The organism is Solirhodobacter sp. (genome assembly GCF_964715405.1).
On record NZ_CBAICG010000034.1, the window covers coordinates 23,722 to 35,984 of the forward strand.

Sequence of the window (12,263 nt, forward strand, 5' to 3'; positions counted from 1 at the left end):
CTCCTCATTCGCATTGGTGAAAATATCCTCGGGGGTGAATGCGGCGCAGCCGCAGAGGGGGCAGACCGCCCCTCTCCCTCCCGCCGCCCCAAAACGAAAACGGCCGCCCCGAAGGACGGCCGCCGCATCATCCGCCGAACCGTGCGACTACCGTCGCCGGTCGCGGCGCGAGGACATCGGCTGGAACGCCACCCCCACATGGGCCTCGCAATAGGGCTTGCCCTGCGCCGTCGCCAGCCCGCAGAACCAGAAATCATCCGTCGCCGGGTCGCCGATCGGCCATTTGCAGGTCCGCTCGGTCAGTTCCATCAGCGTCAGCCGCTTGGCCTTCTTCTCGACCTCGCGCACCGAGGCCAGCGCCTCGGGGCTGATCTCGTTGGCCGAGGGCTGCGGCGGCAGCGGTTGCCCCGCCGGAATGATCTGCTTGCGCAGCGGCACCGGCGCACTGGGCAGCGTTGCCGCCTGCGGCGCGGCGGCGCGCGGTTCCGCCACCGGCTCGACCGGGCGCGGCGGCTCGGCCACGCGCGGCGCCTGCGGCTTCACCGTCGCCGGTTCGACCTCGGGCACGACCGCTTCGACGACCTCCGCCTCGGCCTTGTCCGCCCCGCCCGCCCGGTTCGACAGCCCCAGCCGGTGCACCTTGCCGATCACCGCATTGCGGGTGACGCCGCCCAGTTCCTTGGCGATCTGGCTCGCGCTCTGGCCCTCGGCCCACATCTTCTTGAGCGTCTCGACACGCTCGTCGGTCCAGGACATGGCAACCTCCGGTCATCGGCCCCGCCTTGCCGGTGCCCCGCGGCCCCGGAGGCGCGGGCGCCCTCGCATCCCATATCAGTCGGGACGCACCGAGATACAAGCAAGCGCGCCGAAGTTCAAGGTGCGCCAACGTCCCCGGAGCGGGGCCGCGCGTTTCGGGGGGCTGCGGCGGCACTCGGGATTCTTTAACGCTTCTCACAATGCCGTGATAGGCTTGGCCTGCAAGGCAGTCTTCCGCATCGCGGGTGCCGGACTGCACCCAGAAGTTGGCGGAGATCCGATATGATGGCGAAGATGGTTCAGCGCACCCTCAGGCTGCCCGCCGTCCAGCAGGTCAACGTGACCTGGAACGGCATCACCATCGACGCCTCGTCGTTCAACGGGGTCTGCTCGGCCTTGGCCAAGGGCGACATCACGGCGCATCACGGCACCACCCGCGGCACCGACACCGGCTATTACTCCTACCGCCGCAATGCCTTTGTGTTCGGCTTCCGCTCGGCCGACGGCAATCCCGCCCGCATCGCCGACATGGTCCACGATGCCGTTCACGCCGCGCTCGACATCCGGGCCGGCGGCCTGAAGTCGGCGGGCGGCACCGCGGCCGGCTTCCTGCCGCTGATCGACGCCGAGACGCTCGCCTACCTGGCCGAGGCGATGTACGTCATGGTCAACAATCCCTGGGGTCAAGGAACAAGCTGGGACGTCATGCGGACCAATTTCAAGACGCTGTCGCCGGTGCTCTTTGCCGCGGTGAACGTCATCGGCGAAATGCTCTACGGTGGTCTGCCCGCACCGGACCCGGAGGCGGTCGCGACCCTGCAGAGCGCCATTTTCGCCTACCCGGCCTATTCCTGGCGGCTCAATCGCGTCTACGCCTTCGACGGCGTCTGACCGGCATCTGGCCCTTGTGGGAAAGGCGCCGCAACGTTGCTATGCTCGCCCCAGCCGAAAGGGCCCCCGATGCAGGCCAGCGCCATCCTTGAAACCTGCCTCTACGCCAATGACCTCGACGCGGCCGAGACGTTCTACCGCACCGTCTTCGGCCTCGCCCTCGTCGCCAGAACCCCTGGCCAGCACGTCTTCCTGCGCTGCGGCCCTTCGATGCTCTTGATCTTCAACCCGGCCTTTTCCAGCGCGCAATCCCCCGCCACCCCAATCCCGCGCCACGGCGCGCTCGGCCCCGGCCATGTCTGCTTTCGCGCCGCCGACGCCGCCGAAATCGCGCACTGGCACGCCCATTTCCGCGCCCTCGGCCTGACGATCGAGCACGACCACCTCTGGCCCGGCGGCGCCCGCTCGCTCTACCTGCGCGATCCGGCGGGCAATTCGGTCGAGATCGGCGAGGCGCGCCTGTGGGGCGCGGGCTGACGCGGCCAGCCCCCGTTGCGCTTTGCCACCTGCGCCCGGACATGGTATCCCTTGAACATCCGGGCCCGGATTCTTCCCGCCATCCCGGTCGGCCCATTCGGCCGCTTTCCGCCAGGACCATTTCGCCCCGCCCATTTCAAACCCAGGGTGCCACCCCATGAAAGACATCGTCATTGATACGCTCGGCCTGCCCGCGGCCAGCCAGTTCACCTACAGCTTCGGCCCGATCAACGTCGGCCCGCTCACCTTCACCCCGGTGATCGCGGCGCTGCAGGCCGACAAGATCACGGTCGAACACGCGCCCAAACTCGGCACCGGGATCGCCATCTACTCCTACAAGCACAACCGCTACCGGCTCGGCTTCGATGCGACCAATGGCAACGCCGACCGCCAGGCGGTGATCGTGCACGAGTCGATCCACGCCGCGCTCGACATCCTCGGCAGCCCGGTCACGGTGAAAGTGTCCGAGGCCGCCGCCTATATCGCGCAGTGCCTATTCTACTATAACAGCAACCAGAGCGCGTTTCAGGGCGGCAAGACCCCGTCGTTCGGCAACGGGACGCTGCGCGCCGCCTGGGGCGTGGCGATGACCGCGCTCAAGACCCCGGCGCTGACCGATGCCGACCTCGCCCCGCTTTACACCGCGCTGGCCTCCGACCCGCTCTACCGCGGCAGGCTCGACAAGTCGGATGCCTTCGACGGCGTCTGAACCCGCCCGACCCCAACCCGGATTTTCCCGGTGGACTTCCGCCCTCGCCTGCGGTATCCGGCGCCCATGATCGCCCGCATCGCCCCCTTCGCGCTGCCCCGACGTCGTCGCACCCGCGCCTGACGCCTGCCGATCCCGTGCGCCCGGCGCACAAAACCCCATCCTTCCGTTGACTTGGCCCCCAGCCTTTGGCACCCCTAGGGCTTCCCTGAAAGGACCGCTCCGATGATCCCGTCCGTCCTGCCCACCTACAACCGCGCGCCCCTTTCCTTCGTCGCAGGCGAGGGAAGCTGGCTGATCGAGGCGGATGGCACCCGCTACCTCGATCTTGGTGCCGGGATCGCGGTGAACGCGCTCGGTCACGCCAACCCGGATCTGGTCAAGGCGCTGACCGATCAGGCCGGCAAGCTCTGGCACACCTCGAACCTCTACCAGATCCCGAACCAGCAGCGGCTGGCCGACCTCTTGGTGGAACATACCTTCGCCGACACCGCCTTCTTCACCAACTCGGGCACCGAGGCCGCCGAACTGGCGATCAAGATGGCGCGCAAGTACTGGTACGAAAAGGGTCACCACGAGCGCATCAACATCCTGACCTTCGAGGGGTCGTTCCACGGCCGCTCCACCGGCGCCATCGCCGCCGCCGGGTCCGACAAGATGGTCAAGGGCTTCGGCCCGCTGATGCCCGGCTTCGTCCACCTGCCGTTCGGCGACCACGAAGCGATGCGCGCCGCCATCGACAGCCACACCGCCGCGATCCTGGTGGAGCCGATCCAGGGCGAGGGCGGCATCCGCGTGCTGCCCGATGCCTGCCTGAAAGGCCTGCGCGACCTCTGCGACGACACCGGCGTGCTCTTGATCCTCGACGAGGTGCAATGCGGCATGGGCCGCACCGGCAAGCTTTTCGCCCATGAATGGGCGGGCATCACCCCCGACATCATGATGGTGGCCAAGGGCCTCGGCGGCGGCTTCCCGCTGGGCGCGGTGCTGGCTACCGAAAACGCCGCCTCTGGCATGGTCGCGGGCACGCACGGCTCCACCTACGGCGGCAACCCGCTCGCCTGCGCGGTCGGCATCCGGGTGATGGAGATCATCGCCGACGATGCCTTCCTCGCCGAGGTCGGCCGCAAGGGCGCACTCTTCCGCCAGCGACTCGAAGGGTTGGTCGCCGCCCACCCGACCATTTTCGAGGCCGTGCGCGGCGAGGGGCTGATGCTCGGCCTGCGCTGCAAGGCGCCGAACGCGGAGGTGGTGAAGGCGGGCTACGCCCAGCACGTCCTCACCGTGATGGCCGCCGACAACGTGATCCGTCTCTTGCCCGCGCTGACCATCACCGACGCCGAGATCGCCGAGGCCACCACCCGCCTCGACCGCGCCGCCACCGCGCTCGAAGCCGCCTGATCTCATCTTGGCGAAAATATCCTCGGGGGCCCGGGGGCAGACAGCCCCCGGCGTTCCCCGCAACGAAAGCCGTTCCGAATGAATCACTTCCTCGACATCCACAAGGCCGACGCCACCGACCTGCGCGCCATGATCGACTCGGCCCGCGCGATGAAGACGGCCCGCAACGGCCGCCCCAAGGGCACGCCCGACGACAGCCAGCCCCTGGCCGGCCGCATGGTCGCGCTGATCTTCGAGAAACCCTCGACCCGCACCCGCATCTCGTTCGATGTCGGCGTGCGCCAGATGGGCGGGCAGACGATGGTGCTGTCCGGCGCCGACATGCAGCTTGGCCACGGCGAGACCATCGCCGACACCGCCCGCGTGCTCAGCCGCTATGTCGATCTGATCATGATCCGCACCTACGAGGAACAGACCCTGCTGGAGATGTCCGACTACGCCACCGTGCCGGTCATCAACGGCCTGACCAACCGCACCCACCCCTGCCAGATCATGGCCGACGTGATGACCTTCGAGGAACATCGCGGCGCCATTGCGGGGCGCAAGATCGTCTGGTGTGGCGACGGCAACAACGTCTGCGCCTCCTGGCTGCACGCGGCGGGGCAGTTCGGCTTCGATTTCACCTTTTCCGGCCCCGAAACGCTGGACCCCGAACCCGCCTTCGTCGGCCTCGCGCGCAAGCAGGGCGCCCGCATCACGATCGAGCGCGATCCCGCCCGTGCCGTCGAAGGCGCCGACCTGGTGGTGGCCGATACCTGGGTCTCGATGCACGACAGCCAGTCCTCGAAGGAACGCCGCCACAACCAGTTGCGCCCCTATCAGGTGAACGAGGCGCTGATGGCGCGCGCCAAGCCGGACGCGCTGTTCATGCACTGCCTGCCCGCCCACCGCGATGACGAGGTCACCAGCGCGGTGATGGACGGCCCGCATTCGGTGGTGTTCGACGAGGCCGAGAACCGGCTGCACGCGCAAAAGGCCGTGATGCGCTGGTGTCTGGGGGTCTGATCGCGCGGGGGGCTTGCGCCCGCCGGAGTTTGCGCCATGTTCTGCCCGGCACGGCCCGCAAGGCGCAACAGGCGCCCGCACCGCCGCCGGGCCCAGGGAGACACCACCATGTACGACCACATCATTCCGCCCTTCACGCGTTCGCTGAAGGCGCTCGACGCCATCCTGACCAAGGCCGAGGCGCATTGCGCCGCGAAGAAGATCGACCCCGCCGTGATGCTGTCGCAGCGGCTCTATGTCGATATGCTGCCCTTCACCCGGCAGGTGCTGATCGCCTGCGACCACGCCAAGGGTGCCGCGGCCCGTCTGGCGGGCGCCGAGGTGCCGAGCTTTCCCGACACCGAAACGACCTTTGCCGAACTGCATGCCCGCATCGCCAGGACGCTCGACTTCATCGCGGGCTTCACCGCCGAAAGCTACGCCGAGGCCGCGGACCGCACGATCACCATCAAGGCGGGCGGACGCGAGATGGGCTTCCCCGCCGCCGCCTACCTGTCAGGCTATGCGGTGCCGAACTTCTATTTCCACATGACGACCGCCTACGCGATCCTGCGCCACAACGGCGTCGAACTCGGCAAGGCCGACTTCATCGGCGCGGCCTGACCGTCCCGGCCTGACCGTCGCAGCCGCGGTGGTCAGGCGTCGGCCCGGCGCCCGGCGTGCAGCACATGCAACCCGACCGCCGCGAACACGATCACGCCCCCCGCCAGCGTCGCGCGGCTGGGCGTTTCACCAAAGGCCAGCCAGACCCAGATCGGCGCCAGCGGTGCATCCAGCGACCCGATCAGGGCGGTCTCGATCACCGCAAGCCGCCGCGCGCCCAACGTGAAAAGCGCCAGCCCGAGCGCCGAGTTGACCAGCCCGAACGCCGCCAGCAGCGCGAGGTTCGGCCCGCTTGGCACTGCGGCATCGGCAAAGGGCCAGGCCGCCGCCGCGCTCAGCAGCGCCGACAGGCCGGCGGCGGGCATTACCGCAATCCCCGGAAACCGCCGCGTGATGACCATCATCGCGGCCATGCAGGCGGTCATGCCAAGGGCCAGCAGATCGCCCGTCAGCCGCCCCTCGCGCCCCAGCCCGACCATCACCGCGACCCCCGCCAGCGCGACGAGGCTGGCCAGCACCGCGCCGCGTCCCGGCGCCTCGCGCAGCACCGCCCAGGCGAGGGTCGCACCGACGAAGGGCGCGGTGGCATAGATCACCGCGACATGCGCCACCGTGGTGTGGCGCAGCGCGGTGATGAAGCAGACCATCCCCAGCGCCGAGACGGCGGCAAAGCCAAGCCCCGGCAGGCCCATGGATCGCAGCGCAGCGATGACCCCGCGCCGCTCGACCACCATGATCAGGACCAGCAAACCGATCCCGCCGAACAACCCGCGCCAGACCAGCAGCGTCGCCCCGTCTAGTGGGATCAGACGGGTGAAGAACCCGGCCGTGCTCCAGGCAACGGCCGAACCGGTGACCAGCGCGAGGCCAAGCCGATAGTCCCGTTGCGTGGCTGCAAGATCTCGCCAGCCCGTGTCTGTTGCCACGACGCGCCCACCTCCGGCGAATGATGTTCGCCAGATGTTCACGCCGAGGCGCGACCTGTCAAGCGACACCACACCATGCCGGAAGGGTCGCCCTAATTGCCGCCACCCAGCAGCTTCAGCACACCCTGCTTGGTGGCATCCTGAAGGCTGGTGCCGCTGTCGCCGGTTGACCCGGCGGGCAGGCCCAGCGCCTTTTCGGCGGCGGCCCGCGCCTTGTCCTCCAGCTTTTTCTTCTGCGCGTCGATCTGCTGGCCGACGGCGGAATTCATGTCCAGCCCGAACTTCGGCGCATCCCATCCGCCCGAGATCTTCAGCGGCACCGAAACCCCGTTCGCCCCCGCCACGCCCTGCAAGGCGACCGGCGTCACGGTATAGTCGAGCGTGCGGCCGCCGACATCCACCGTGCCGGTGCCCGAGGCGTCCAGCAGCGGCGACTTGAAGGCCAGATCGCTGTTCGACAGCACACCCGCCTTCACCGTGTAGCTGGCGGTGATCGAGTCGAAGATCGTCTTGGCCCCGGCGCCCATGTAGTTCGGGTCGAGGTGGGTCAGCATCCCGGCCAGATCGAACCCGTCCAGCTCGCCCTGCCCGAAGCTGATCGAGCCGCTGCCCGCCAGCGCGTTCATCAGCGCGTCGACCGACCCGCCCGCCGCCTGCAGGCTGAACTTCGCCGTGCCGGTGCCGTGCAACCGCTTGTAGCCCGCGAAATCGGTCAGGATCGGTTGCAGGGCGACATTCGTCACCGTCAGGTCGGCGGCGACCGCCAGCCCCTTGCTGCCATCCACCACGATCTGCCCGGTGATGCTGCCCTGATAGGCCGAAACCTGTTTCAGCCCCACCGACGCCTTGCCCGCCACCAGGTGCAGCGCCACATCGGTCTGGCCCAGCACCACCGTGCCAAGGTCAAGCCCCGCCGCGCCCAGCGTCACCTCGGCATCGGCCGGCGACAGCGGGCTGGCGTCGATCGGCGCCTTTGACCAGCCCGCGGCGGAGGTGCCCGCGCTGCCGCCCGCCCCGCCGCCCGCCAGCGCCTTCAGGTCCAGCTTGCCCGCCGACAGGATCGCCGTCAGCTTCGGCCGCGCGCCCGCCGTCGTCACGCTGACCTTCCCGGTCAGGCTGTTGCCGTCGAGCGTCAGGGTCGCCCGATCCAGCGTCGCGCGGCCCTCCGCCCCGGCGGTCAGCACCCCCTTGGCCGCGATCCGCTTGGCGCCAAGGCCCGGCGGCAAGGCGGGGGCGGCCATCCCGACCGCCGCGAAGAGCGCGGGCAGGTCGCCCAGATCGGCATCGAGCGCACCCTGCACCGCCAGCGTGCCGGGGTCCGCCGTGCCGGTGAAGCCGATCGTCGAGCCGCCCGCCCCCAGCGTCAGCACGACCGGCGCCGCCTGTCCCGCCGCAACCGCCGCCAGCTTGTCGAGGTGCAGCGTCAGGGAGACCGGCTGGCCGTTCACCTTTGCCGCCGCCGTCAGGTCCAGCGGCCCCGCCGGGTCGGGCAGGGTCAGGCTGGCGTCGATGCCGTCCACCGTCTGGCGCGTGCCCGCCGCATCGTCGACCCAGGTGACCGACCCGCCGGTGATCGACGCGCGGTCGATCGTCACGGCGGGCAGGCTTCCCCCGCCTGCGGGCGCCGGGGCGCCAGAGGTCGGGGCGCTGCCGCCGATCTCCCAGTTGCCGTGGCCGTCCTTGCTGCGTTCCAGCACGATCTTCGGCGCGATCAGGTCCACCCGCGCCACCTTCACCGTGCCCGACAGCAGCGCGACCGGGTCCACCCCCACCGTCAGCCCCTCGGCCGCCAGCATCGGGCCCGCTTTCGACCAGGGCGCATTGGCGATCTGCACGGCTCCGGTGCGGATGCCCAGTTCGGGCCAGAGCGTCGGGTGCACCCCGCCCGAAATGACCATCTGCCGCCCGGTTGCCGCCGCGAACCGCGCGGCCGCAATCGCCGCGATCCGGTCGGCCGGGATCAGCAACAGCGCCGCCACCGCCACCACGACAAGGGTCGCGATCAGGGCGACAAGACGGATGAGCCAGCGCATGGGGCCTCTTCACGACAGGGTGATCGCGGCAAGTCTGCCCCGGAATCGCGTTTCGCTCAACCTCCCGGCCGGGCCGGGCGCGGGATTCCGCCCGCGCCAATGAAAACCCCCGCGCCGGGGCAGGCACGGGGGGCAGGAAGTGCCGGGGTGGGGCGACCTCAGAAGGTGCGCTTCCACCCGACGGTGATGGCGAACTGGTGCATCGACAGCTTCACGGTGCCCGGCGTCGGCCCCATCGGCGTCATCTCGTTGCCCGTCACGCTGCTTGTCGGCACATATTCCAGCGAGAAGTCGAGCGTGTCGCGCGTGTTCATCTTCCAGCTTCCGCCCGCGCTCAGGTGATTGCGGACCACGCCGGGGGCGAGGATGTTCAGCGTCACCTGGCTCGACTGCACCGGGTTGGTGGAATAGGCGTAACCCACCCGCCAGGTCATTGTCGGGCTCGACCGCCACGCGGCGCCCAGCTTGATGACGCCGACGTCCTTCCAGCCGAAGCCGGGGCCGTTCACGCCGCCCAGCGGGTTCATCCCGTTCGGGAACGGGTTGGCGATCGTCGGGACGCCGGAATACCAGATGCGCTGGTAGTCCAGCATCACGGTCATGTCCTTGGTCGCATCCCAGGCCAGACCGACCGTCGCCGAGGCCGGAATGTCGAAAGCGCCGCCATCGGCGAAAAGACCGGCATAGTTGGTCAGTTTGCCCATGCTCATCTTGGTCTGCGCGCTCAGGCCAAAGCGCAGCGTCTTGGTCAGGTCGACCTGCACACCGGCGCGCAGGCCCGCGCCATAGACCCACTGGCGCCCGTTGCCGGTCATGTTTGCCGGGTCCATCGAATTGGCCTTGAACGCGTCAAGCCCGAAGGCCTTGAAGCCCTGCGCCACCAGGGTCGGCGAGATGCCGAAGGCGACGCTGCCGATCTTCTGCGCATAGGTGACCGAGAGGAAAAGCTGCTCCAGGTCGACCCCGGCCTTGCCGGCGCAGAACACGCCCGCGCCGCCGCCGCAGTTCGGGTTCACCACCGCCGGATAGCTCGAATCCATCCCGCCGTTGCCGTAGGCGGCAAAGTTCAGCCGCGCGCCGTTCGCCAGCACCTTGTTGTAGGCGAAGTTCGGCACCGGAAAGAGGTTCTTGCCGCTGTTATTGGTGCCGGGCGCGACAAAATAGGTGCCGGTGCCGGTATAGCCGCGATACGGCGCGAAGAGTTGCAGCCCCATCGACATCTCGTTGCCGACCGTCGCAACGCCGGCCGGGTTGATCGCGCTCGACATTGCGTCTTCGCCGTTTGCCACGCCTGCGCCGGCCTGGCCACGCTGCACCGCGCTGTAGCCCAGCGCGAAATAGCCCGCCGTCGCAAACGCCGGTGGCGCCGCCAGCGCCATGGCAACCGCGCCGAGTCCGATCAGATGACGCGCCTTGTAGAGTCCTGTCATTCGTCCCTCCCAGTCGTCTTGCTTGTCCCGATGCCGCCCCGTCCTGCGGCGCCGACACCTCTCCCGCACCCTCGCTGCGGGTCGCTCTGTCGTGATGCTGACACGAAGGATGCACAATCGGTAATGTTTTTTTGTTGCTTTGTGACCGGCGCGCGCGGAACGCGACTTTCCGGCCACCATAACGGGGGGAGTCGCGCCGCGCCGCCCCTTTCCAAGCGCCGCGCCCGGATTTATATGCCGACGATGACCCAGAACCCGCCCAGCCTCCGCCCCGACCTTGTTCACGCCATGATCCCCGACGACCGTCGCGCGGGCCAGCCGACGATCGGCATGGTCTCGCTTGGCTGCCCCAAGGCGCTGGTGGACAGCGAGCGTATCCTGACCCGCCTGCGCGCCGAGGGCTATGCCATCTCGCCCGACTACAAGGGTGCCGATGCGGTGATCGTGAACACCTGCGGTTTCCTCGATTCGGCCAAGGCGGAAAGCCTGGATGCGATCGGCGAGGCGCTGGCCGAAAATGGCCGGGTGATCGTCACCGGCTGCCTTGGCGCGGAACCGGGCTACATCACCGGCGCGCATCCACGCGTGCTGGCCGTCACCGGGCCGCAGCAATACGAACAGGTGCTGGACGCCGTCCACGCCGCCGTGCCGCCGTCGCCCGATCCCTTCATCGACCTGATGCCCGCCACCGGGGTCAAGCTGACGCCGCGCCACTACAGCTATCTGAAGATTTCCGAGGGCTGCAACCACGCCTGCAAGTTCTGCATCATTCCCGACATGCGCGGCCGTCTGGTCAGCCGCCCCGCCCATGCGGTGATCCGCGAGGCGGAAAAGCTGGTCGAGGCCGGGGTGCGCGAGCTTCTGGTGATCTCGCAGGACACCTCGGCCTACGGGGTGGACATCCGCCACGCCGAAGATCGCGGCCATCGCGCCCACATCACCAACTTGGCGCGCGATCTGGGCAACCTCGGCGCCTGGGTCCGGCTGCACTACGTCTACCCCTACCCGCACGTCCGCGATCTGATCCCGCTGATGGCGGAAGGGCTGGTGCTGCCCTACCTCGACATCCCGTTCCAGCACGCCCACCCCGACACGCTGCGCCGCATGGCCCGCCCGGCGGCGGCGGCGAAAACGCTCGACGAGATCGCGGCCTGGCGCAGCGTCTGCCCCGAGATCACGCTGCGCAGCACCTTCATCGTCGGCTACCCCGGCGAGACGGAAGCCGAGTTCCAGACCCTGCTGGACTGGATGGACGCGGCGCAACTGGATCGCGTCGGCTGCTTCCAGTACGAAAACGTCAAGGGCGCCCGCTCGAACGCGCTGCCCGACCACGTGCCCGACGAGGTGAAACAGGACCGCTGGGACCGTTTCATGGCCAAGGCGCAAGCGATTTCCGAGGCGAAGCTGGCGGCGAAGGTCGGCCAGCGCCTGCAGGTGATCGTCGATGAGGTCGACGCCGAAGGCGCCACCTGCCGCACCAAGGCCGACGCGCCCGAGATCGACGGCAACCTGTTCATCGACGAGGGCTTCGAGGGGCTTTCGCCGGGCGATCTGGTGACGGTCACGGTCGAGGAGGCGGGGGAGTATGATCTCTGGGGGCGGAGGGAGTGAGGGCGCTAGAATGAACAATGAAGCACATTTTCATTGGTCCGAAGGGAACAAATTCGCGCTTGAGGCGCTGAAATCTATATTCATCCTCAACAGCTCGATTGCTGCAGCCCTAATCGCATTTACCGCTACGACAAAGGCCTTTCTTTGGTGCTTCGTCGCGGCAGCTTGCATTTTCTTCGTTGCAGCAATTCTCGCCGTGGTCCTTCTAACGATGGGCTACTATGTGAACCTTCGACAAGGGAACTCATACAACCGGCCCCCAGACAAGAAGAGGAACGTCTGATCAAGCGCTTCGGCTGCGCCGATTTGGCTGCCTGATCGTTGCGGTGAGGCTGCGTTCGGGCAAAGTGCTCCGGTTTCGGGCTTTCGCAGCCGCCGTCATGGCGGCAAGCTGGTTTTCGGACGGACTCGTGCTCATGCC

At 68.4% G+C, this 12,263-nt stretch carries 11 protein-coding genes; 7 read left to right on the forward strand and 4 right to left on the reverse strand.

Annotated features, from left to right (window positions below):
• Positions 1-147: 147 nt before the first annotated feature.
• Complete coding sequence (locus AC11WY_RS14340; RefSeq protein WP_482926653.1) at positions 148-756, reverse strand: GcrA family cell cycle regulator; 609 nt, start codon at positions 754-756, stop codon at positions 148-150.
• Positions 757-1,041: 285 nt separating this feature from the next.
• Between AC11WY_RS14340 and AC11WY_RS14345 the strand changes: the two genes are divergently transcribed.
• From AC11WY_RS14345 to AC11WY_RS14370, 6 genes are all read left to right on the forward strand, one after another.
• Entirely contained in the window at positions 1,042-1,647 is a 606-nt protein-coding gene (locus AC11WY_RS14345) for a hypothetical protein (protein WP_482926655.1), read from the forward strand.
• 69 nt (positions 1,648-1,716) lie between these two features.
• On the forward strand, positions 1,717-2,124 hold the full coding sequence (locus AC11WY_RS14350; protein ID WP_482926657.1) for a VOC family protein: 408 nt from the start codon (positions 1,717-1,719) through the stop codon (positions 2,122-2,124).
• Positions 2,125-2,281: 157 nt separating this feature from the next.
• The gene (locus AC11WY_RS14355) at positions 2,282-2,833 is read left to right on the forward strand and encodes a hypothetical protein (protein ID WP_482926659.1); all 552 of its coding nucleotides are present in this window, start codon (positions 2,282-2,284) and stop codon (positions 2,831-2,833) included.
• Positions 2,834-3,058: 225 nt separating this feature from the next.
• Positions 3,059-4,234: an acetylornithine transaminase gene (locus AC11WY_RS14360; protein WP_482926661.1), complete on the forward strand. Its 1,176-nt coding sequence runs from the start codon at positions 3,059-3,061 to the stop codon at positions 4,232-4,234.
• A 78-nt stretch (positions 4,235-4,312) separates the two neighbouring features.
• On the forward strand, positions 4,313-5,239 hold the full coding sequence (gene argF, locus AC11WY_RS14365; protein WP_482926663.1) for an ornithine carbamoyltransferase: 927 nt from the start codon (positions 4,313-4,315) through the stop codon (positions 5,237-5,239).
• 108 nt (positions 5,240-5,347) lie between these two features.
• Positions 5,348-5,842, forward strand: coding sequence for a DUF1993 domain-containing protein (locus AC11WY_RS14370; RefSeq protein ID WP_482926666.1), 495 nt, complete (start codon positions 5,348-5,350; stop codon positions 5,840-5,842).
• 32 nt (positions 5,843-5,874) lie between these two features.
• Here AC11WY_RS14370 and AC11WY_RS14375 read toward each other — a convergent pair whose 3' ends face one another.
• The 3 genes from AC11WY_RS14375 to AC11WY_RS14385 form a co-directional block, all read right to left on the reverse strand.
• Positions 5,875-6,768: a DMT family transporter gene (locus AC11WY_RS14375; RefSeq protein WP_482926668.1), complete on the reverse strand. Its 894-nt coding sequence runs from the start codon at positions 6,766-6,768 to the stop codon at positions 5,875-5,877.
• A gap of 92 nt (positions 6,769-6,860) precedes the next feature.
• Positions 6,861-8,801, reverse strand: coding sequence for an AsmA family protein (locus AC11WY_RS14380; RefSeq protein WP_482926670.1), 1,941 nt, complete (start codon positions 8,799-8,801; stop codon positions 6,861-6,863).
• Between the two features lie 158 nt (positions 8,802-8,959).
• Positions 8,960-10,231, reverse strand: coding sequence for an OmpP1/FadL family transporter (locus AC11WY_RS14385; RefSeq protein ID WP_482926672.1), 1,272 nt, complete (start codon positions 10,229-10,231; stop codon positions 8,960-8,962).
• Between the two features lie 243 nt (positions 10,232-10,474).
• Here AC11WY_RS14385 and rimO point away from each other — a divergent pair, with 243 nt between their 5' ends.
• Entirely contained in the window at positions 10,475-11,842 is a 1,368-nt protein-coding gene (gene rimO / locus AC11WY_RS14390; RefSeq protein ID WP_482926674.1) for a 30S ribosomal protein S12 methylthiotransferase RimO, read from the forward strand.
• Positions 11,843-12,263 lie beyond the last annotated feature (421 nt).